This is a genomic window from Streptomyces varsoviensis (assembly GCF_000718635.1).
GTDB lineage: Bacteria > Actinomycetota > Actinomycetes > Streptomycetales > Streptomycetaceae > Streptomyces > Streptomyces varsoviensis.
The window spans coordinates 1-22,922 of record NZ_JOBF01000047.1; the positions used below are offsets into that span (position 1 = coordinate 1).

General features: G+C 72.6%; 12 protein-coding genes. 2 read left to right on the forward strand and 10 right to left on the reverse strand.

Going from position 1 to position 22,922, the window contains the following annotated elements; genetic code table 11:
• Positions 1 to 1,273: 1,273 nt before the first annotated feature.
• From IF55_RS35200 to IF55_RS35210, 3 genes are all read right to left on the reverse strand, one after another.
• Positions 1,274 to 2,269, reverse strand: a complete 996-nt coding sequence (locus IF55_RS35200; protein ID WP_048833099.1) for a nucleoside triphosphate pyrophosphohydrolase — start codon at positions 2,267 to 2,269, stop codon at positions 1,274 to 1,276.
• Between the two features lie 481 nt (positions 2,270 to 2,750).
• On the reverse strand, positions 2,751 to 3,368 hold the full coding sequence (locus tag IF55_RS35205; protein ID WP_030892842.1) for a SurA N-terminal domain-containing protein: 618 nt from the start codon (positions 3,366 to 3,368) through the stop codon (positions 2,751 to 2,753).
• 564 nt (positions 3,369 to 3,932) lie between these two features.
• The gene (locus IF55_RS35210; protein ID WP_030892843.1) at positions 3,933 to 6,020 is read right to left on the reverse strand and encodes an N-6 DNA methylase; all 2,088 of its coding nucleotides are present in this window, start codon (positions 6,018 to 6,020) and stop codon (positions 3,933 to 3,935) included.
• A gap of 668 nt (positions 6,021 to 6,688) precedes the next feature.
• Here IF55_RS35210 and IF55_RS35215 point away from each other — a divergent pair.
• Positions 6,689 to 8,188 carry a DUF2079 domain-containing protein gene (locus IF55_RS35215; RefSeq protein WP_048833100.1) on the forward strand — a complete coding sequence of 500 codons (1,500 nt, stop codon included), beginning with the start codon at positions 6,689 to 6,691 and terminating at the stop codon, positions 8,186 to 8,188.
• Positions 8,189 to 8,493: 305 nt separating this feature from the next.
• Here the strand turns inward: IF55_RS35215 and IF55_RS35220 are convergent, their stop codons facing one another.
• The 4 genes from IF55_RS35220 to IF55_RS35235 form a co-directional block, all read right to left on the reverse strand.
• Positions 8,494 to 9,213: an HNH endonuclease family protein gene (locus IF55_RS35220; RefSeq protein ID WP_030892847.1), complete on the reverse strand. Its 720-nt coding sequence runs from the start codon at positions 9,211 to 9,213 to the stop codon at positions 8,494 to 8,496.
• A 322-nt stretch (positions 9,214 to 9,535) separates the two neighbouring features.
• The gene (mfd, locus tag IF55_RS35225) at positions 9,536 to 13,144 is read right to left on the reverse strand and encodes a transcription-repair coupling factor (RefSeq protein WP_030892848.1); all 3,609 of its coding nucleotides are present in this window, start codon (positions 13,142 to 13,144) and stop codon (positions 9,536 to 9,538) included.
• A gap of 572 nt (positions 13,145 to 13,716) precedes the next feature.
• Entirely contained in the window at positions 13,717 to 16,290 is a 2,574-nt protein-coding gene (locus tag IF55_RS35230; RefSeq protein WP_030892852.1) for an ABC transporter permease, read from the reverse strand.
• The gene (locus tag IF55_RS35235) at positions 16,287 to 17,075 is read right to left on the reverse strand and encodes an ABC transporter ATP-binding protein (protein WP_030892854.1); all 789 of its coding nucleotides are present in this window, start codon (positions 17,073 to 17,075) and stop codon (positions 16,287 to 16,289) included. Before IF55_RS35235 ends, IF55_RS35230 begins: the two co-directional genes overlap by 4 nt.
• A 549-nt stretch (positions 17,076 to 17,624) precedes the next feature.
• Between IF55_RS35235 and IF55_RS35240 the strand changes: the two genes are divergently transcribed.
• Positions 17,625 to 19,181 carry an MFS transporter gene (locus IF55_RS35240; RefSeq protein WP_063764093.1) on the forward strand — a complete coding sequence of 519 codons (1,557 nt, stop codon included), beginning with the start codon at positions 17,625 to 17,627 and terminating at the stop codon, positions 19,179 to 19,181.
• Between the two features lie 294 nt (positions 19,182 to 19,475).
• Here IF55_RS35240 and IF55_RS35245 read toward each other — a convergent pair whose 3' ends face one another.
• The 3 genes from IF55_RS35245 to IF55_RS35255 form a co-directional block, all read right to left on the reverse strand.
• Positions 19,476 to 20,426 (reverse strand): coiled-coil domain-containing protein, encoded by a 951-nt coding sequence (locus IF55_RS35245; RefSeq protein WP_245661664.1) that lies wholly within the window; start codon positions 20,424 to 20,426, stop codon positions 19,476 to 19,478.
• 122 nt (positions 20,427 to 20,548) lie between these two features.
• Positions 20,549 to 21,508 (reverse strand): LCP family protein, encoded by a 960-nt coding sequence (locus tag IF55_RS35250; RefSeq protein WP_030892861.1) that lies wholly within the window; start codon positions 21,506 to 21,508, stop codon positions 20,549 to 20,551.
• Between the two features lie 232 nt (positions 21,509 to 21,740).
• The coding region (locus IF55_RS35255; protein ID WP_048833103.1) for an SUKH-4 family immunity protein at positions 21,741 to 22,922 on the reverse strand (1,182 nt) is incomplete at its 5' end.

A 22,922-nucleotide genomic window follows, 5' to 3' on the forward strand; every position in this document is an offset into this window, starting at 1 on the left:
GCCTGGGCGAGGGCCCGATCGGGGCGGGGCCCCGAACGGGGGGCGGGGCGGGGCCCGTCGGGGGGGGGGGCGGTCGGGCCGGGGCTCAGTCGGGTGGGGGGCCGGTCGGGCCGGGGCTCAGTCGGGCTGGGCCCCGGTGGAGCCGGGGCTCGGTCGGGGCGGGAACCCGATCGGGGCGGGGGCGGCGGGCCCAGTCGGGGCTGGGACCGGGTGGGGCCACGGGGCTCAGTCGGGGCTGAGGCGGGACCAGTAGAGACTGGGGCCCGGTGGGGCCGCGGCGCCCAGCCGGGGCCGGGGTCCGGTCGGATCGAGGCCCAGTCGGGGCGAGGACCCGATCGGGCTGCGGAGCCCCGTCGGGGCTGGGGCCCGGTGGAGCCGGGGCTCAGCCGGGGCGGGAACCCGGTCGGCCCGCGGGACCCAGCCGGGGCTGGGGCCCGATCGGACCGGGGCCCAGTCGGGGCTGGGGCCCGCTCGGACCGGGGCCCAATCGGGGCGAGGGACCGCTCGGACCGGGGCCCAATCGGGGCAAGGACCCGATCGAGCCGGGGCACAGTTGGGGCGGGGCCTTGGCCGGGCTGGGGCCCAGCCGACGGCAGCCTCTACTGGGGGCGAGGCTCGGCCGACGGGGCTCAGCCGGGGGCGAGGCTCGGCCGGGGGGTGAGTGTCCGCTGGCAAACGCACCGCGGGACTCGATCGGAGGCGGGGGCTTGGCCGGGACAGAGCCCAGCCGACGGCCGTCTCGACCGGGGGCGGGGCTCAGCCCTGGGCGGGGCTCGGCTGACGGGCGCTCGCTGCGGGACTCGAGCGGAGGCAGAGGCTTGGTCAGGAAGGGGCCCACCGGTAGCGGCCTCGACCTGGACGAGGCTCAGCCGGCGCAGGCTCGCCCCGGGGCTCGATCGGAGGCGGAGGCCCACGCCCGCCGCAGGGATCCAATCGAGACGGGTGCTTGGCCGGACCGGGGTCCAGCCGGCAGCGGCCTCGACCGGAGACGAGGCTCAGCCCTGGGCGAGGCCCGCCGCAGGGCCCAATCGGCGCGGGGACTCAACTGGAGACAGGAACCAGCCAGGACAAGGCACGGCCAAGGGGAGGTGCCCCCGCCGGGACGCGGAACCGCCGGGGCGGCCTCGGCCGGAGACGGGAGCCGGTCGGGGCCGGCGGGGCCGGCGGGCCCGGCCAGGGGCAGGGGCTCGGCCAGGGCCGGGGCTCGGCCAGGGGCAGGGGCTCGGCCAGGGCCGGGGCTCGGCCAGGGCCGGGGCTCGGCCAGGGCCGGGGCTCAATCGGTGGTAGGGGCGGACTCCGCGGAGCGAACCGCGTCGCGGTAGGTGCGGGCGGCGGCGCGCAGCGCCGTCTCCGGTTCCGTCCCCTCCTCCTGGGCCCGTACGGCGAGGGCCAGCAGTTCGTACCCGATGCCGGGGCCGGTCGGCACCCCGACGTCGAGCCCGGCCCCGCGTGCCCGCGAGGCGAGCTTGGCGACGAGCGCGAGGGCGGGCTGGCCGATCGGTACGCCCTCGGTGACCGAGTCCCGCTGCTTCTCGATCGCTTTGGTCCGCATCCAGTGCTCCCGCACATCCTCGGCGCTCTCCGCACTCTCCGCGCCGAAGACATGTGGGTGCCGGTGGATGAGCTTGTCGACGATGGTGCCCGCGACATCGTCGATGGCGAACGGCTCGTCCGGGTCGTCCTGGGCGATACGCGCGTGGAAGACGACTTGGAGCAGCACATCGCCCAGCTCCTCGCGCACCGCCTCCTTATCTCCTTCCTCGATGGCCTCCAGCAGTTCGTACGTCTCCTCCACCGCGTACTTCGCGAGGTCCTCGTGCGTACGGACGCCGCTCCACGGGCAGGCCCGACGGATCCGGTCCATGACCTGCACCAGGTCGAGGAGGCGCGCACCCGGCAGGTCGTACGAACCGGGCAGCAGCTCCAGCGCGGGCATCCGCTCCCGTCCGGAGCCCGCGAGCCGGGCGAGCCCGGCGGTGAGCGCCGACTCCCCCTCGGCGGAGGTGATGACCACGGCGGTGCGCCCACCGCCCAGGCAGTAGTCGACCAGCTCGCGGGCGTCCGGCACCGCCCGCTCGACCTCGACGCCGGCCTCCCCCAGATACGGCAACTGGGGGTGACCGGGATCGGCGCACAGCACCCGGTCAGCCGCGCGCAACACCTGCCAGGCCGGCCACGACAGCAGGCCAGGGGCAACCCGGTGGCTGGTGGTCAGCAGGACGATCCGACCGACTGCGCCCCCATCGCCTCCATCCACAACACTCCCCACGAGCCCTGCACCACCCGCGACCGCGGTGCCGCCCCCGACTCCGCCCCCAGCACCACCCGTACCCCTGGTGCTGCTCCGGGCCTCGCCCCCGCCCGTGAGCCCAGGGCCGCCCTCGCCCCCGTCGCCGCCAGCCGGCCCAGCGCTGTCTCCGTCCCCGAGACCGTTCTCGGGCCTGGAGCTGTCGCCGGACCAGGTGTCCTCCGTAACCCTAGGGCTCCCCTCAAGCCCCGTACCGTCCACATTCCCCGCGCCGCCCGCGGCCCCCCTGCCGCCCGCAAACCCCCTCCTGTTCGCGGGCCCCGTGCCGCCCGCAGGGCCCGTGCCACCTGCGGCGCTGGCGGGCCCGCCCTCCGGAGCGGCGGCACGCTCCGAAGCCGGGATCGGGCTCGGAGCCGGAGCCGGGCCCGGTGCCGCATCGTCGGAACGGTCGGAGGAGCTGTCTGGCACGGAAGCGTTCACGCTGTCGAGCGTAAGCGAACGCTCACATCCGCTGCTCAGGTTCCGGCGTGGCCGCGCGCAGCCACGGCTCACTGGCGGCCTGGGCGGTACCGCGCTTGGCGTCCCAGTGGCCGTAGCGCGGGTTGACGTCGACCCCGATGGACTTGGACGTCGCCATCAGTACCTGGTTGGTGCGGGCGGCCCCGAGCCGCTGGTCCAGCTTGGCCCGCGTGTAGTCCATCTTGATGGCCTCGTCGATCTGGTCGGGCGCGACGCCCAGCGACAGGAACCTGGCCCGCACCGCCTCCGCACCGCCATTGGCGTTCTCCAGCGCTGCGCGCTGCCGCTGCACCTCGCGGCGGGTGACGCTGACGCCGTTGTCCTTGGCGGCCTTGTCCACGATCCGGTACTGGATGAGGCGGATGAGGGTGTCCTGCCCCAGCCTCGGGCTGGCCGCGACGAGCTGCTCGGCCTGCGGCGAACCGCGCTGCGCGTCCCGCACGTCCTCCACCTGGGCCTGGAGCTGGGACACGCTGATCCGGTCCTTCCCCACGACGGCGGCCGCGCCGGGATGCGGGGCGGAGCCGCACGCGGTGAGCATGGGGGCCGCGATCAACAGTGCGGCGGCGGAGACGGCGAGCGCAGTCCTGCGGCGGTGCATGGAGCCTCCCGGCGAAGATCGTTGATAACAAGGGCCGTGCGAAGCCCCTCCTGGAGGGGGTGGTGGTCGGATGGCGGGCCGTCGCGTCGAGCTGGCGTTGATCGATGTTAGGGAGTCCGCGTGGCCCCGGCCACTGATTCGACCAACGATTCCGGGCTGGTTGGGGTACGAACGGAGTTACGGCACCCTGGTGACGGCGTGACAGGGAGAACGGCCTTCCGGCTATGGGCCGTTCCGCGCGGATTACTCCCCCTTCCTGGCTTCTGCGCCATCGCCTCACTCCCTCCCCTCCCCAGTCCCCGTCCAACCCCCTCGCGCGGCTCCCACCCGCCGCCGCCCCTCACCGAGCCCCCTCGGCGAGGCCCGCCACCACCCCCGGACGCCCCTAGGTATCAGCCGCAAGCCCTGACCACAGGCCCCGACCACAGGCGCTCACCCACAAGCCACCCCCTGCTCGGGCACCTGAGGCCAGAGGTGCCCGAGGCCAACCGTTCGAGGCCGGGGCCAGGGGCCCGGGGCCGGAAGCACTCGACGTCGGCGGTGCTTGGGCTCGAAGACGCTCGATCACTCAGGACGCGCGGTGCCGTCCGTCAGCCCGTCGTACAGCCCCTGTACGAGCTGCTCACCGAGGCGCGCGGCGAGCCTCAGCGATTCCTCGAAGGCGGCGAGGGACTTGAACCGGCGGCCGTAGCGCCGCTGGTCGGCCAGGGGTATGCGCGGTAGTTGGAGCCGGCGGACGTCCAGCCGCGTGGAGGTGGAGGCGTAGCTGCTCGCCTGCCGTTGGTTGGCGGTGCCACGCAAGAACCCGGCGAGGAACCACGGATCAAGGGTGGCCGGGTCGGGTCGCAGGAGGTGCAGCCCACGGCCGAGCGCTGCCCCGGCGCTCGCCGCGTCGATGACCCGGGCCACGGTGACGTCGCCGAGGACTGGCACCACCACGTCGCCCTCCTCGACCCGGATGGGCTCCTCGGCCGCTCCTTCGGGGAGCGTGCCGGACGGTTCGGATCCCGCTATGACGTCGTGGTCGGTCAGGACCGGAGGTGCGCCCGCCGGGTCGGGGCTCGCACCACTCCCCCCGGCACGCACCACCAAGGCGCCCGCGCGGGCCAGCTCGCCGACGGTGGTGGTGGACCAGCGGCCGGAGATGGCGGCCTCGACGGAGGTGAGGGGTCTGGCGGGGTCGGGGGCGAGCCCTGAGGTGCGCCGTAGCGCGGTGGTGAGCCGAGCGTGCACCTCGGCCAGTTCGGCGGCTCCGCCTCCCGCGGTGGGCGGAGGGAGGTGACGGGCCGGAGCGAGGTCGACGTCGTCGTCAAGAACCTCGATGACGGGCAGCGAGCGGCAGACCCCGGGCCTTCCCTTGGCCGCTCCCGTTCGGTCGAAGTCCTGCCAGGCTTCGAGTACCGCGGTGCGCACGGCCTGCCAGGGCAGTTGGTCGCGGTTGGTGGCCGCCAGGTCCGCGGTGTCGATGAGCAAGAGGTGCGGCGCGGGCAGGGGTTGGGCGGTGGGGCGGCGCAGCACCCATAGGTGCAGGGGGATGCCGTAAGGCGGCGCGGCTCCCGCGGGCAGCGCGATGACGGCGCGCAGCGCGCCATGGCGCAGGAGGTCGGCGCGGATGCGGCGGCCGGAGCGACGGGAGGCGGCGGCGGGGGGCATCAGCAGGACGGCAGTGCCTCCGGTGCGCAACCTGGCGAGCGCGTGCTGGACCCAGGCGAGCTCGGATTCGGTGCGCGCCGGGTAGCCGTACTCCCACCGGGGGTCGTAGGCCAGCTCATCATGGCCCCAGTTGCGTTCGTTGAACGGCGGATGGCACAGCACGATGTCCGCCTCCAGCTCCGAGAACGCGTCGGCGCGCAGGCTGTCGCCGGCGCGCACTCGCACTTGGGCCGTGCTGTGCAGGGCGAGGCGCAGCGCGCTGAGCGCGGCGAGGTCGGGGTCGGCTTCCTGGGCGAAGACGGCCCGCGTGTGCAGCGGTCCGCTCGTATCGGCGGCGCGCAGCAGGCTGCCCGTACCTGACGCGGGGTCGAAGACGGTGCGTACGTCGTCGCGGTCGAGGCCGGATTCGGCGATGGCGGCCATCAGTTCCGCGGGGGCGGACGGGGTGAGGGTGTACTGCCGGGGGTTGGCGTCGAGGTGCCGGCCGAGCAGGAACTCGTAGGCCGACCGGGTGCCGAGGCCGGTGGCGAGCTCGGCGGTCCCGCGCAGAAGAAGAGAGGACGCGGCCACCTCGACCGGACTGGGCGGGATGACCGGGTGCCGGTTGCCGAGCCGGGTGGTCAGCGCGGTGTCGAGGGCCGGGGGCAGGACCTCGGCCAGCTCGGGGTCGGTGAGCTCGGCGAGTACCGCCCACTCCGCCGGTTGTTCGCGCACGAGCACGAGCACGCAGCCCGCGTGGCGGAGAGCGGTCACGGCTCCGGCCGGGTGCCCCGCGATCTGCTGCCAGACCCGCTCGCCCAGCGGGATCTCTCCGACTTTTCCCTGGTCACGCAGCCATCGTTCGATGGCACTCAGCGCGAAGGTCGGGCTCGTCTCCGTGCCACCGACGGGCTTCGGAAAGTCGTCGTGGCGACGGCGCCAGTTGCTGACGGCGGCGCGGCCCACACCGGCGAGCCGGGCGATACCGGCCGCCGTGACCTCTGCTGCGTTCTCCGGCATGCGCTCCCGTCCTCTCACGATCGTGGTTCGGCCGATCTGGCCAGATGACCTGTCAGAACTGTTGTGACACAGAGCCTACCCGCCGAAACAGCGAAACCGACTTCACGGGCGTGAACTCACACGAACTAGTGAACATGGTTGACTCGGTTCACAGGCATCTGCTTCCATTGATCCATCAGCTCACGCGAGCCCGACGAGCTCCCGCCCACGTGCGGAAGGAGAGGAGAGAAGGAGAGAAGGAGAGAAGAACGAGAGCGCGACGCGAGAACGACACAAGATCAGGGCGGGGCAGAGCCAGGATCGAACCCAACCTCGCCGGCGGACACCTACGCGCAGGCACGCAGATCGAGAAAAGAAAGAGAGGAGGGAGTGGAGAGATAACGGAGGCGGAGGAGGGAGAGGAAGACGGAAGAAAGAGGAATCACCCTCGTTCGAAAAGGCCCGGCCGCAACCAGCGGCGGCCCGAGCGCCATCACTCACACCAGAGAACACCGGCGCGTCACGACAGTCCGTCGATGGACAGAGTCCGAGCCGCCCCGCACCCTTCGCGTATCTTTTCGACATCCCGGATCGGCGTACCGGATCGACGTCCTGGACCAACGTCCCGGATCGACATCTCGGTTCGTGCCCCGGGCAAGGCCCACAAAACCCCGAGACAAGGACCTCCCATGGACACGGCCGCAGCAGTCGCAGCACCCGGCCGCAGCACGGCCGAGGCCGCGCCCGCCGCCGGTACGCGCTTCGCGGCCCTGCGCAACCCGCGCCTGGACCCGTACTGGCTAGCAGCCGCGCTCTTCATCGCCTTCGCCATACTCTCCGTCTGCCGCTATCGACGGCTACTGACGATGTCGTGGGATCTCGGGATCTTCGAGCAGGCCATACGAGCCTACGCGCACTTCCAACCGCCGGTCGCCGACCTCAAGGGGCCCGGCACCAACATCCTCGGCGACCACTTCAGTCCCGTCACCGCTCTCCTCGCACCCTTCTACCGGGTCTTCCCCACCCCGGTGACACTGCTCGTCGCACAGGCGGCGCTGTTCGCGGTCGCCGCCATACCCGTGACGCGCGTCGCCGCCCACATACTGGGGCGAAAGCGCGGGCTCGCCATCGGGCTGGCCTTCGGGCTCTCCTGGGGCGTCCAGCGGGCCGTCGAATTCGACTTCCACGAGATCGCGTTCGCGATGCCGCTGATCGCCTTCTCCCTGGAAGCCGTCGTGCGGCAGCGCTGGCGGGCCGCCGTCTGGTGGGCGCTCCCCCTCGTCCTGGTCAAGGAGGACCTCGGGCTGACCGCCGCGGCGATCGGGGCTGTCATGCTGGTGCGGCTCCGCGGCAAGGAGCGTCCGCGCATGGTCGCGCTGGCCGCCGGGCTCGTCGCCTTCGGGCTCGCCGCGGCCATCATCACCTTCGGGGTGATCATTCCGGGGTTCAACAACAGCGGCTCGTACGACTACTGGAACAAGCTCAGTGGCGACGGCGGGTCGATGGCCACCATTCCCTTCGACACCGCCCTGCGCACCCTGCTGTGGATCCTGCTGCCCACGACCGGGCTGCTGGCACTGCGCTCCCCGCTGCTGATCGTGGCCCTGCCCACGATGGCTTGGCGGTTCCTGTCCCACGATGACCACTACTGGGGTACCGACTGGCACTACAGCGCGGTGCTCATGCCCGTCGTCTTCATCGCCCTCGTCGACGCGCTCGCCGGGGTGGACGCGAGCCCGCGGGCGTGGCTGCGCTCGTACGCGCACCACATACCCGCGGCCGCGGCCGCCGCGGCGCTCGCCCTCACCACGTCACTGCCCCTGGCCGACCTCACCGAGGCCGCCACCTACCGGAAGTCGTCGGCGGTCAACGCCGTCGACCGGCTGCTGAACCGCATTCCCGACAACGCGACCGTCGAGGCCAACGTCGGTCCGATAAGCAGGCTCACCGACCGCTGCCGAGTGTTCTGGATAGGAGGAACCGGCCGGATACAGCCCGACTATGTGGCGCTGCGCAACGACCAGGCCAGAACGCCGGCGGAACTGCTCGACGAGGCCCAGCGGCTGCACCCGGGCACGACCTACACATACCTCGGCGGCGACGGCGGATACGCCGTGCTCCAGCGGGCCACCCCCACCCCGGCACCCGCGGCCGCTGCCGCGCCCTCCGCCGCCACGGCTTCGCCCTGACACGGCCTCACCCCGGAAGCCACCGGGCCCAAGGCCACCACGCGGGGACCACAGCAGCAGGCGCTCGCCGGCCGGGCCGCCAGGTCGGAGGCCTCCGCGCCGAGGCTGCCAGCCAGGAGGCGGTCAGGCCGGAGACGGTCCGGGCGGGGGCGGCCGGGCCAGGGCTCGCCCGCCCAGGGTCTGCCGGTCGAGCCGGGGCGGCCGAGCCTAAGGCGGTCGGCCGGGAACGGCCGGGTCGGGAACGGCCGGGCCGGTGAGGGCCGGGTCGGAGAGGGCCGCCGGGTCCGAAAGGGCGGGCGTCGGGGTTACTTCGCCTTGAAGCGGGCGGGGGCCTCGGTGGGGTTGCCGCCGGAGGGGAGCTTGGTGGAGGGGCAGGTGGTGAGGACCTTCTTCATGGCGTCGCGTTCGGCGGCGGTGACCCAGAGGCCGTACTTCTTCTTGACGGCGACCTGAAGGGCGACGTATTCGCAGCGGAAGGACTGGTTGGAGGGCAGCCAGGCGGCGGTGTCGCCGTCGCCCTTCTGGCGGTTGGCGGAGGAATCGGAGGCGATGAGGTTGAGGGGATCGTTCGCGAGGGCTATGCGCTTGCTCGGCTTCCACTGGCGGGCGCCTGTCTTCCAGGCGTCCGACAGGGCCACGGCGTGGTCGATGTCGACCTTGCTGTGACCCCGTTCGTAGCGGACGGTCTTGCCGGTGTACGGGTCCTTGGTGAGCGTCCCGGAGGCGACCTTGCAGTGGCCGTCGGTGAACTTCACGTTCGTCAGGTCGCGTTTGAGGATGTCGTCGCGGGTGTCGCAGTGGTTGCCGTCGGTGTCGAGCCAGGCGCGGCCGAAGCGGTCGCGGGCGTAACCGTCCATGGTGTCGTTCGCCTTGACCTTCAGTGAGGAGACGGCGGTCAGGGCGCTGCCGGGCTTCGCGTCGGACTTGTCGTCGGTGCTGCTGCCGTCCTTGTCCGGCGAACAGCCGGTGACGGTCAGTATGGCGGCGCCGGCGAGCGCGGTGCCGGCGAGGGCGAGGCGGTGGATACGACGGGAGCGGTGGCGGGAGGGCAGCGGAAAACTCTTCACGGCAGGGAACATCCACTCTGGGATCGGCGGCTGAAAGCGGGGCGCACCCGCGCCCCGCAAGATCCTAAAACGGACAGACCGCCGCCCCTGGCTACAGAACGGGGGCGGGTGCCATCACTTTCCAAGGCTGCCCGGCAGCCGCCCCTGCGAACCCACGGCTATGAACACACAACTACAGACGCCGTAGCTACGGGCCCGTAGTCGCGAGCCCACCGCTACCAGCCCACGGCCACGAAGCCCCATGGCCGCCAACCCACGACAACAGCCAGGTGACGAGTAGTCAGGAGCCGACGACGGTGGTGAGGAATTCTCCCGTCCACGCCAGTAGTTCACGGCCCATCAGCGGCTTGCCGCCGATGCGGGCCGTGGTCGGGCGGGGGACGAGGATCTGGCGGGTGGCCGGCTTCATGACGGCGCGGGGGTGGAGCCGCTTGAGGCGCAGTTCCTGGGACTCGCGCAGTTCCACCGGGCCGAAGCGGATGTTGGAGCCCTGGAGGGTGATGTCGGCGACGCCGCAGGCGCGGGCGAGCATGCGCAGGCCGGCGACGAGCAGGAGGTTCTCGACGGGTTCCGGCAGTTTGCCGTATCGGTCGGTGAGTTCCTCGCGGACGGCCTTGATGTCCTCCTCGGAGGTCGCGGAGGCGATGGACCGGTATGCCTGGAGGCGCAGTTGTTCACCCGGGGCGTAGTCATGTGGCACGTGGGCGTCGACCGGCAGTTCGATCTTCACCTCCGGCGGGGCCTCCTCCTGCTCCTGGCCGTCGAGGGAGGCGCGGTAGTCCGCGACGGCCTCGCCGACCATGCGCATGTACAGGTCGAAGCCGACGCCGGCGATGTGCCCGGACTGTTCGCCGCCGAGCAGGTTGCCCGCGCCGCGGATCTCCAGGTCCTTCATGGCGACGTACATGCCGGCGCCCATCTCGGTGTGCTGGGCGATGGTGGCGAGCCGTTCGTGGGCCGTCTCGGTGAGGGGCTTCTCCGGCGGGTACAGGAAGTAGGCGTAGCCGCGCTCGCGGCCGCGGCCGACGCGGCCGCGCAACTGGTGCAGTTGGGAGAGGCCGAAGTTGTCGCCGCGCTCCACGATGAGGGTGTTGGCGTTGGAGATGTCGATGCCCGACTCCACGATGGTCGTCGAGACCAGGACGTCGAACTTCTTCTCCCAGAAGTCGACGACGACCTGTTCCAACTGGGACTCGCCCATCTGGCCGTGGGCGGTCTGGATGCGGGCCTCCGGAACGATCTCCCGCAGCCGGGCGGCGGCGCGGTCGATGGACTCGACGCGGTTGTGGATGTAGAAGACCTGGCCCTCGCGGAGCAGTTCGCGGCGGATGGCCGCGCCGATCTGCTTCTGCTCGTACGGGCCGACGAAGGTCAGCACCGGGTGGCGCTCCTCCGGCGGGGTGGTGATCGTGGACATCTCGCGGATGCCGGTGACGGCCATCTCCAGCGTCCGGGGGATGGGGGTCGCCGACATGGTGAGCACGTCCACGTTGGCGCGGAGCTTCTTGAGCTGCTCCTTGTGCTCGACGCCGAACCGCTGCTCCTCGTCGACGATGACCAGGCCCAGGTCCTTGAACTTCGTCTCGGAGGAGAACAGCCGGTGCGTGCCGATGACCAGGTCGACGGTGCCGTCGCGAAGCCCCTCCAGCACCGCCTTCGCCTCGCTGTCGGTCTGGAAGCGGGACAAGGCCCGGACATTGACGGGGAACTGGCCGTAGCGCTCGGTGAAGGTGCCGAAGTGCTGCTGCACCAGCAGCGTCGTCGGTACGAGCACAGCGACCTGCTTGCCGTCCTGCACGGCCTTGAAGGCCGCCCGCACCGCGATCTCGGTCTTGCCGTAACCGACGTCGCCGCAGATCAGCCGGTCCATCGGGACCGACTTCTCCATGTCCTCCTTGACCTCGGCGATCGTCGTGAGCTGGTCGGGCGTCTCCGCGTAGGGGAAGGCGTCCTCCAGTTCGCGCTGCCAGGGCGTGTCCGGGCCGAAGGTGTAGCCGGGGGCGGCCATCCGCGCGGAGTAGAGCCGGATCAGGTCGGCGGCGATCTCCTTGACGGCCTTCTTCGCGCGCGCCTTGGTCTTGGTCCAGTCGGCGCCGCCGAGCCGGTGCAGGGTGGGGGCCTCACCGCCCACGTACTTGGTGATCTGTTCCAACTGGTCGGTCGGCACGAAGAGCCGGTCGCCGGGCTGGCCGCGCTTCGCGGGCGCGTACTCGACCAGCAGGTACTCGCGAGTGGCGCCCTGCACGGTGCGCTGGACCATCTCCACGTAGCGGCCCACGCCGTGCTGTTCGTGGACGATGAAGTCGCCGGGCTGGAGGGTGAGCGGGTCGATGGTCTTGCGGCGGCGGGCCGGCATCCGGCCCAGTTCCCGGGCCGCGGCCCGCTGCCCCGACAGGTCCGTCTCGGTCAGCACCACCAGCTTCAGGCCGGGGTCGACGAAGCCGTGCTCGATGGAGCCGCACGCCACGTGCACCACGGACGGGGTGAGCTGCGCGAGCTCGCCCGTCTCGCCGTCGGGGGCGGCCAGCCGGGCGGGGATGCCCTCGCCGGAGAGGACCTCCACGGTACGGGCGGCGGGGCCGTGGCCCTCGGTGACGAAGACCGTGCGCCAGCCGTCGGCCAGCCAGCCCTTGGTGTCGGCGAGGGCGCGGGCGGTGTCGCCGCGGTAGACCTCGGGGGCGTGCATGCCCAGCCCCAGGGTGTCGTCGTCCAGTTCCTCGTCGGCGGCGAAGGGGCTGACCGTCCACCACATCATGCCCAGGTCGCGGGCGTGGTCGCGGACGTCCGCGATGCCCCACAGGGACGCCGCGCCCACGTCGATGGGGGCCGCGCCGCCGCCGGCGGAGGCCGCCCAGGACGCCTGGAGGAATTCCTGCGAGGTGGCGACGAGATCGGCCGCGCGGGTGCGGACCCGTTCCGGATCGCAGACCACCGTCATGCTGCCAGCCGGCAGCACGTCCAGCAGCAGTTCCATGTCGTCGACCAGGACGGGGGCCAGGGACTCCATGCCCTCGACGGCGATCCCCTCGGCGATCTTGCCGAGCAGTTCGCCGAGCTCCGGGTGGTCCTCGGCGAGGGCGGCGGCCCGCTGCCGCACGTCCTCGGTCAGCAGCAGTTCACGGCACGGCGGGGCCCACAGCCCGTGCTCGGCGACCTCCAGGGACCGCTGGTCGGCGACCTTGAAGTAGCGGATCTCCTCGACCTCGTCGCCCCAGAACTCCAGCCGCAGCGGGTGTTCCTCGGTCGGCGGGAACACATCGAGGATTCCGCCGCGCACGGCGAACTCGCCGCGCTTCTCGACCAGTTCCACCCGCGCGTACGCGGCCGCCGCCAGCCCGTCCACGACCTCTTCGAGGTCGGCGCTCTGTCCGCTGCGCAGGCTGACCGGTTCCAGTTCGCCGAGCCCCTTGACCTGTGGCTGGAGCACGGACCGTACGGGCGCGACGACGATGCTCACGGGGCCGGCCGCCGGGTCGTCCTGGCTCGGGTGGGCCAGCCTGCGCAGCACCGCGAGGCGGCGGCCGACGGTGTCCGAGCGCGGGGAGAGCCTCTCGTGCGGCAGGGTCTCCCACGAGGGGTACTCCACCACCGCGTCCTGCCGGCCCGCCGGCATCAGCGAGCGCAGCGCCGAGGCCAGGTCCTCGGCCTCGCGGCCGGTGGCGGTGACCGCCAGCACGGTGCGGTGCGCGCCCCCGCCGGCCTTGCCGCCGTCGCGGCCCGCTCCGCCGTCGCCCGTTCCGTTGCGGGCCAGCGCCGCGATGGTGAAGGGGCGCGCGGCGGGCGGACCGACCAGGTCGAGGTGGGGCCGGTTGCCGTCGGCCGCGGCCTTCACCGCTTCGGCGAGCGCCGGATCTTTGACGACTGCGTCGAGCAGGCCGTGCAGACTCATGGAGGCTTCCGTCCCGGGGGGTGGGCTCAATACGGGGTGAGTGAGTGGGGGTGGACAACGCGAACCGCCCGACACGTCGAACGTGCCGGGGTTCTCCAGCCTACGACGGGCCACCGACAGGCACACGCGGGACCGGCCCGGACGCGCTCCCCCGCGATGCGCCCGGACCGGTCCGTGAAGGGAGGCGGGACAGTCGTCCACCCGGACCCGCGTTCGGTCCGGGCGGACGCGCGGCCCCCCTCGCCCCGCCCCCTCGGGCCCTCGTCCCCCGTGGCCCGTACCCCCCTGGGGCCCGCCCCCGACGGGCCCTTCCTTCCGCGGGCCCGTATCCCCCGTGGGCCCGCCTCCCCCGCACCCGGCCGCCGGCCCGGCGCGGGGAGTCTCCTGGTCGTACGGTGCGGCCGGCCGGACCGTACGCGCGGTCGTGCCGTGCGACTGGCCGAGCCCCGCGACCGGCCGCCGCACCGCCGGCCTGCCGCCTCCCGCGCGCGGCCCCTGCACCGCCGCACCGCCCGGCCCGCCGCTCCTCGCGGTCGGCCGCCACCTCGGCGCACGGGCCGCGCCGCCGCGCCTCACTCCGTGGCGATGGCGTTGAGCACGTTCATCCGGCCCGCGCGGAAAGCCGGTACGAGCGCCGCGACCAGCCCCACCACGGCGGAGCCGAGGAAGACGGCGCCGATGGTGGGCCACGGGATCTCCAGCACGCCGAGGCCTTGCAGGGCCAGCAGTTTCTGGGCCGTGGCGCCCCAGCCCATGCCGAGGCCGAGGCCGAGGAGCGCGCCGAAGAGGGCGATGACCACCGATTCGAGACGGATCATGCGCCGCATCTGGCGGCGGGAGAGGCCGATGGCGCGCATCAGGCCGATCTCGCGGGTGCGCTCGACGACGGAGAGGGCGAGGGTGTTCACGACGCCCAGCACCGCGACGATGATCGCGAGCGCCAGCAGCCCGTAGACCAGGTTCAGCAGTTGCCCGATCTGGTCCTCCAGGGTCTTCTTGTAGTCGGCCTGGTCGCGGACCTTGTACTGCGGGTAGTCGTGCAGCTTGGCCTTGAGCGCGCTGTACGCCTCCTTCTCCTGGCCGTCCTTGGCCGAGGCGAGCATCATCTGGCTCAGCGGCAGTTTGTCCGCCGGCAGGTAGCGCTGGACGGTCGCGATGGCGAGGTACTTCGCGCCGCCGCCCAGTGCGCTGTCGCCCGAGGTGATGGCGCGCACCGTGAGCTGGGCGGTGCGTCCCCCCGCGAAGGCGACGCCCAGCTTGTCGCCGATCTTGATGCCGTGGTCCTTGGCGTAGTCCTCGCCCACGGAGATCGAATCGGGACGGTAGGCGGCCGACAGGTCGCCCTGGACCGTCTCGGTCTTCAGATCCCGCGCGTACGTCGGGTCGGCGGCGGCCAGCTCGTCCTTGACGGTCTTCCCGTCGGGCGAGGTGATCCGCGCGGTGACGTTCTTGTAGCGGGACGTGTGCGTCAGGCCCGGTGTCTCCTGGACGGCCCGTTCCGCCGCCGGGGTGATCTGCTGCCCGGTGTCGGACTGGACGATGTAGTCCGCGCCGACCGTCTTGTCCAGCTCGTCGGTGGCCGAGGCGACCATCGAGGAGCCGACGACCGACAGGCAGGCCACCAGGGCGAGCCCGATCATCAGGGCGGCGCCCGTGGCCCCCGTACGGCGCGGGTTGCGCAGCGCGTTGCGCTCGGCCATCCGTCCCACCGGCCCGAAGACGCGCAGGACGACGGCGCTGAGCAGCCGCACCACGAAACCGGCCAGCAGCGGGCCGATGACCACGAACCCGACGAGGGTGCAGAGCACGCCCACGCCCAGCAGCAGGGAGCCCTGGGCGGCCTCGTCGGCCCGTCCGGCGCCGATGAGTGCGGCCGCGCCGACCGCGGTGAGGAGCAGGCCGACGGCGGCCCGTACGCGGCCCGCGGCGCCGTCCGCCGGGGTCCCGGCGTCGCGCAGCGCGGCCATCGGGGAGACCCTCCCCGCCCGGCGCGCCGGGAGGTAGGCGGCGACGACGGTGACGATGACGCCGAGCGCGAGGCCGATGAGGGGGGTGGTGGCCTTGACGGTCAGTTCGGAGGTGTCGAGTTTCATCCCGACGGTGCCCATGACCTTCATGAGCCCCACCGCGAGCCCGACGCCCGCCGCGATACCCAGGACGGAGCCGACGACGCCGAGCATCAGGGCCTCGACGAGCACGGACCGGTTGACCTGCTTGCGGCTGGAGCCGATCGCCCGCATCAGGCCGATCTCGCGGGTGCGCTGGGCGACCAGCATGGAGAAGGTGTTGACGATGAGGAAGACGCCGACGAGGACGGCGATCCCGGCGAAGCCGAGCATCGCGTACTTCAGCACGTCGAGGAACGAACCCACCTGCGCGGCGGCGTCCTTGACGCTCTCCTCCTTCGTCTGCACCTTGTAGTCGCCGCCCAGGGCCCCGACGACGGCCTTCTTGAGCTGTTCGTCGCTGACGCCGTCGGCGGCGGTGAGCTGGACCTCGGAGTAGGCGGCGGCCGACCCGAGGAGGTGGCCGCGGGCGGTGGCGGAGTCGAAGTCGACGATGGCGGCGCCGGGGTTGGTGCTCTTGAACGCGGCGATGCCGGTGACGGTCGTCTCGATGGTGCCGGACGCGGTGATGGTCTTGATGCGGTCGCCGAGTTCGATGCCGTTCTTGTCGGCAGTGTCGGCGTCGATGAGGGAGTCGGTGGGGCCGCGCGGCTCATGCCCCTTGACGATCTCCATCTTCTTCTTCTCGTCGTCGCCCCAGTCGCCGGCGATGGTGGGCGCCCCGGTGGTCGGGCTGATGCTGTCGCCTTTGGCGTCGGTCAGGGTGACCTTGTCGGTGGAGACCGAGCCGACCGCCGACCGTACGCCCTCGACCTTCCGCAACTGTTCGACCAGGCTCGCGGGGACCGTCTCCGGACGGCCGGTGCGCTGCGCGTCCTTGTCGTCCTCCGCGTCCTTCGGCTGGACGCTGACGTCGGAGGTGGTGGTGTTGAAGAGTTTGTCGAAGGTCGCGTTCATGGTGTCGGTGAAGACGAGCGTGCCGCACACGAACGCCACCGACAGCAGGACGGCGACGGCGGAGAGCGCCATGCGCCCCTTGTGCGCGAGGAAGTTGCGCAGCGAGGTCTTGAGAACGGTCACGACACCCGTCCCCGCGCGTCGAACGCCTTCATCCGGTCCAGCACCATCTCGGCGGTCGGGTCGACCATCTCGTCCACGATCGAGCCGTCGGCCAGATACAGCGCGCGGTCCGCGTACGAGGCCGCCACCGGGTCGTGCGTGACGATCACGATGGTCTGGCCCAGCTCGTCGACGGAGCGCCGCAGGAAGCCCAGCACCTCGGCGCCGGCCCGTGAGTCGAGGTTCCCGGTCGGCTCGTCGCCGAAGATGATCTCGGGCCGGGCGGCGAGCGCGCGGGCCACGGCGACCCGCTGCTGCTGGCCGCCGGAGAGCTGGTTCGGCCGGTGCTTGAGCCGCCCGGCCAGCCCGACCGTCGCCACGACGCACTCCAGCCACGCGCGGTCCGGCTTGCGGCCCGCTATGTCCATCGGCAGCGTGATGTTCTCGATCGCGTTGAGCGTCGGCAGCAGGTTGAACGCCTGGAAGATGAAGCCGATCCGGTCCCGCCGCAACTGCGTCAGCTTCTTGTCCTTGAGCCCGGTGATCTCCGTCTCGTCGAGCCAGATCTGCCCGGAGGTGACGGTGTCGAGCCCGGCGAGGCAGTGCATCAGCGTCGACTTGCCGGAGCCGGACGGGCCCATGATGGCCGTGAATCGCCCGCGGGCGATGTCCACGTCCACGCTGTCGAGCGCGACGACCCGCGTCTCGCCGGTGCCGTACGCCTTGGTGACCTGCCGCGCGCTCGCCGCAACGGCCGTACGCCTTCCGCCGCCCCCGGTCCTGGGAATCGATACAGCCGTTGTCACAATCAGTCTCCTCGTTCTGATACGCCGACTCAGATGGCCGTCTCCGACGGCCGCTTCGGACGACCATTTCCGACGGCCGCTTCACACGGCCGCTTCAGTAGGCCGTTTCAGTGGCCCGTTTCGGTGCGTCCGGCGCCCGGCGTCCGTACCCCAGCGTGCTCGCATCACAGGGGGCGCACGATGGTGCCCGTACGCCTCCTGCCGGTGGTACAGGCACTACCCCCACCGGGTGCTACCGCCGCCCCCCGCCCCGCACGCCGCCGACGGCCACGGGAGCCGCCCAGGTCGGGCCGCTCGTCAAACAGGCTATGAACCCCCGCTGCCCCGCTCGTCCTCCGCCGGTACGAACGCGGAATCAGCGCAATTGAGTAACTTCCCCTAGGGGGCCACGCCTTGCGGACGACCCGGGCCTCAGGGTCGCCCCGGGGCCGCGCCCGGCGGAACGTACGCCTCCCGTGCTCTGACTGCCTCCGATACCCGCTACCGCGCCCCGCCCCCAAGTGGAAGTGTGGGTCGTACACGGACTAGCGGTTCGACGGAGGGGGCACGGTGAGCGGCACCGAACGGCGCGCGGAATCGGCGATACCCGAGGCGGCCACCACCCCGTCCCCCAGCAGACGCGCCCCGGTGGCCGCCGCCCTGATGCTCGCGATGGCCCTCGCCGCCATCGACGGCACCATCGTCTCCACCGCCATCCCGCAGATCGTCGGGGACCTCGGCGGCTTCTCCGTCTTCTCCTGGCTGTTCTCCGGCTACCTGCTCGCCGTCACCGTCACCCTGCCCGTCTACGGCAAGCTCTCCGACACCTTCGGCCGCAAACCCGTCCTCGTCGTCGGCATGATCGTCTTCCTCGGCGGATCACTGCTGTGCGCCGCCGCGTGGAACATGGCCGCCCTCATCGCCTTCCGCGTGCTCCAAGGGCTCGGCGGCGGCGCCCTCCAGGGCACCGTCCAGACCGTCGCCGCCGACCTCTACCCACTGAAGGAGCGCCCCAAGATCCAGGCCAAGCTCTCCACCGTCTGGGCCGTCTCCGCCGTCGCCGGCCCCGCCCTCGGCGGCATGCTCGCCGGCTACGCGGACTGGCGCTGGATCTTCCTCGTCAACCTGCCCATCGGCGCCGTCGCCCTCTGGCTCGTCATCCGCCACCTCCGCGAGCCCCAGCGCGCCCGCGCCGCCCGCCCGCGCGTCGACTGGCCCGGCGCGCTCGCCATCTTCGCCTGCGGCGGACTGCTGCTCACCGCGCTCGTCCAGGGCGGCGTCGCCTGGCCCTGGCTCTCCGCGCCCTCCGCCGCGTTCTTCGCCGGCAGCGTCCTGTGCGCCGCCGCCACCGTCGCCATCGAACGCCGCGCCACGGAACCGATCATCCCCGGCTGGGTCTGGCGCCGCCGCACCATCTCCGCCGTCAACCTCTCCCTCGGCGCCCTCGGCCTCCTGATGATCGCGCCCACCGTCTTCCTGCCCACCTACGCGCAGTCGGTCCTCGGCCTCGGCCCCGTCGCCGCCGGGTTCGTGCTGTCCGTGATGACCCTGAGCTGGCCCATCTCCTCCGCCCTGAGCAGCCGCGTCTACACCCGCACCGGCTTCCGCGACTGCGCCCTCATCGGCATGGGCTGCGCCGCTCTCGTCCTCCTCGCGTTCCCGCTGCTCCCCTACCGCGGCGCGGCCTGGCAGCCCGCGCTCCTCATGCTGGCCCTCGGCGCGGCCCTCGGCCTCTTCCAGCTCCCCCTGATCATCGCCGTGCAGTCCTCGGTCGGCTGGTCCGAACGCGGCACCGCCACCGCCTCGATCCTCTTCTGCCGCCAGGTCGGCCAGAGCGTCGGCGCGGCCCTCTTCGGCGCCGTCGCCAACGCCACGCTCGCCGGGCGGCTCGCCGGCGCCCCCGCCGCGATACGGCCCGGCCTACCGGACGACCTCGACTCCGTCGCCCACGCCCTGAGCCACCCCGCGGCCCTCACCGCCCGCGCCACCGACTACCTGCGCCACGCGGTCTCCACCACCGTCGACCACGTCTACCTGGGCGCCGGCTGCGCCGCCCTCGTCGCGCTCCTCACCCTCCTGCTCCTCGCCCCGCGCCGCTTCCCGATACGGACAGAGGAGGAGAACTGACGGCCGGCCCCATACGGCACGTACGCGCCACAACGTACGAGCCGAAAACCACGCGCCATAACGTACGAGCTGACGGGCGGACTATTAGTCGACGAGGCCGATATAAACCGGGGCCGCGTGGGGGCTTCGCGGGCGGAGAGGGCGTACGGACGTACGCGCGCCCCGGCCGGCACGACCGTACGCCCCGCGCCCGCTCGCTCCGGCTCGTACGGTCGTATGCCTCGCGCCCCGGCCCGTACGGTCCTACGCCCCGCACCCCGTACGTACGTCCGCAAACCCTTCCGCCCGCCCCCGTCAGGACTCCGAGCTGGGCGCGGGCGCCGGGGCCGGGACCGTGCCGGTCTCGGGCGGGCCGGCGGTGTCGGCGGGGTCGGGGTCCGCGACCGCCTTGCCGGTCAGCGCGGCGAGGCTGCTGCGGACGTGGACCATGTGGGCCCGCAGTTCGTCGCGCTGCTCCTCGTGCTCGCGCAGCACCCGCTGCGTCTCCCGCTCCACGCGCTCGGCCCGCATCCGGGCCCGCGTCACCAGGGACTCGGCCTGCGCCTCGGCGTCCTCCTGGCCGTGCCGGGCCGCCTCCTCGACCTCCGCGTACGCGCGCTGCGCCTCGGCCAGCACCCGCCGCCCGCGCTCCTCCAGATCCATGATGTGGGCGTCCATGTCCGCCTCGTGCCCGGCCAGCTCACGGCCCGCCGCGTCCCACCGCTCGGAGTGGTCCTTCTCCTGCTCGGCGATGGTCTCGGCGGTGCGCTGCCGCATGTCCTTGAGCGCCTGAAGGGACTCGGCGCGCCGGGCCTCGACCTCCCGGCGCACCTCGGCCCGCAGGTCGTCGGCGATGCGCTGGGCGGCGGCGGTGGCCTCCTCGGCCCATTCCTCGGCCTCGGCCCGTACGGACGCGGAGTACGCGGCGGCGGCCTCCTGGACCGTGCGGGCGTGGTCGGCGGCGGAACCGCTCAGTTCGGCGGCCGCCGCCTCGGCGCTCTCGCGCACCGCGGTGGCCTCGCCGTCGGCGATGGCGAGGAGGTCCGCGGCCCGGCCGCCGAGGCTCTCGTAGGTCTGCGGGGCGAGGTTGGCGACGACCTCGCGCAGGCGTTCCGCCTCGGCCTCCATCTCCTTGGCGAGTACGGTCAGCCGGGCGGCCCGTTCCCAGGCCGTGTCGCGCTCGTGGGAGATTTCGCCGAGCGCGCGGTCGACCTGTTCGGTCCGGTACCCGCGGCCCCGCACTACAGCGAAACCGTGGGGAGACATCGATGCACTCATCCTTCAAGCCCCTCTTGTCCGGCATGCAACGCGGTCCGGCGCACATCCTTGTGGATCGGCCGAAGCGCCCATACCGCGACACTCCGCCCTACCCACCAGTCAAGGATGCGTCAATTGGTGCCAGAAGTCGGAATCGGCCTGTCGGCACGCAGCGCGTCGAAGAGCCGGCGCGCTCCTGCCTCGTCCCAGACCAGCACGTCACCCGCGCCGGGCCGCTCCTGACCGGAGCCGGCGACCGGCACCGTCACGCTCCGCCCCCCGCCGTCCGCGATCCGCTTCATCGACCAGCCCATCCTGCCCAGATCCCACACGCCCGTACCCTCGTCGACAGTGAGCGCCGACAGCCCCGCGTCCACCACGGGCACCAGACGGAACGGGTTGAGGAGGACGGACGCGCCGAGCGTCCGGTCCGCGACCGCGCCCAAGAACCGCTGCTGCCGCTCGACCCGTCCCAGGTCACCGCGTGGATCGCGGTACCGGGCGCGGACGTAGGCGAGCGCCTGCGTGCCGTTCATGTCGTGGCATCCGCGGCCGAAGTCGGCGCCGGACCTCTCGTCGCGCAGCGGCTCGGGAAGACAGAGGCGCACACCGCCCAGCGTGTTGACGAGGTCGACGAAGCCGAGGAAGTTCACCTCGGCGTAGTGGCCCATCCGCAGCCCCGTCGCCTGCTCCACGGTCCGCGTCAGCAGCTTCGGCCCGCCCAGCGCGTACGCCGCGTTGATCTTGTTCGTGCCGTGCCCCGGGATCGGCACGTACGAGTCCCTCGGCAGGCTCACGAGGTACGGGCCGCTGTCGCCGTAGTGCAGCATCATGACCGTGTCGGTGTTGAGGCCCTTGTCGTTGCCGACGTGCAGTTCGCGGCGCTGCCGCGCGGTCAGGTGCGCGCGGCTGTCGGAGCCGACCAGCAGCCAGTCCGTGCCCTTGCCGGCCGCCGGACGGCCCGCGTACCCGGCGAGCGCGGCGACCGTGTGCGTCTGGGTGCCCGCCCAGAGGTAGAGCCCCGCCACGAAGGCGATGAACAGCACCACCAGCGCCAGCACCGACACCAGAATCCGCTTCGGCCAGCTCATCCGCCCCGGCGGCCGGGCCCCGCTCCCCCGGCCCCCGTCCCGCCGATCCCCGTCCCGCCGGGGCCTGCGCCAACCGCGCCACTGGCGTCCTTCACGCCGTCCTCGCCGACCGCGCCCCGACCGGTACAGCGTGGTGCTGCCGGGCTGCGGCGGCTCGGGGGTGCCCATAGGGAAAGAATCGAGGCGCCCGACCGATACCGCAGGTCGAACGCCTCGTTCAGGTGACGGCCGGTCAGAACAGCCCGTCCCACATCTGCTCCAGCAGGACCGACCACCAGTTCTCCGGCGACGACAGCGCGGCCGGGTCCAGCGCCGCCAGTTGCGCCTGGAAGTCCACCGTCCAGCGGCCCGCCTGCTCAGGCGTCAACCCGTACCGCAGCCGCCACATCCGCCCCAGCATCGCCAGGCAGCGCACGAACTCCGGCAGCCCGCTGTTCACGAACTGCGGCGCCACCGCCTGCCCGTCCGCACCCGCCTCGACCGGCACCGCGACGATGTGCGCCGTGCCGTACTGCACGCACAACTGCCGCCCGAAATCACTGCCCATCACCAGGTACGAACCCGAGTCCGGCGCCGACCGCACCCCGCGCTCCGCCGCCAGCTCCGCCAGCGTCGGCACCGGCCGTCCCGGCTGCGCCTGCGCCCAGAAGAACGGACCGAAGTCGAACGGCAGCCCCGCCCGTACGAGCGTCTGCGCCACGACCTCCGGCACCCCTTGCCGCGACACCGCCCGCTGGTCGAACCGGAAGACGCCCTGCGGCCCGAACGCCTGCAGCAGCTCCTGCGCGATCCCCTCCGGCGGAATCGGCGGCGCGGCCTGCACCTGGCCGGGGAGCGGCAGCGGCGCCCGGTTCGGCGCGGGCCGCGCCGGACCGTCGGCGACCTGGTGCAGCTCGCCCTGGTGCTCGACGAGATGCCGTACGCCCTGCTGCCGCGTCGCGTGGTCACGCCCGTACGCGGCGGTGTGGCTCACCCGCACCTGCGGCCAGGTCTCCCGGACCATACGGGCGCAGTAGCCGCCCGGCAGGTCGCAGGACTCCAACTCGGTGTGCAGCTCCAGCACCTGCTGCGGCGGCACGTTCATCGCGCGCAGCTCGTGCAGGATCTGCCACTCCGGGTGCGGCGTACCGGGCGCGCTGCGCCGGATGAGCTGCTGCTCGGAACCGTCCTGGGCCCGGTAGCGGAGCACCGCCATATAGCCCGGGCCCACGGTCGGCTGCCCGGTGGGCGGCTGCGGCGGATACCCGTACGCACCGGGCGGCGGCGCCACGCCCGCCACCGGCGGCCCCTGCGGCGGCGGCCCCATCGGCCCCGCCCCGGCCGCCCCCGGCCCACCGGCCCCACCACCGCCGGGCCCGGCGAGCATCGTGGCAGCGGCGTGCACACCGGGGGCGGGGGGCGGAGTGCCGTGCGC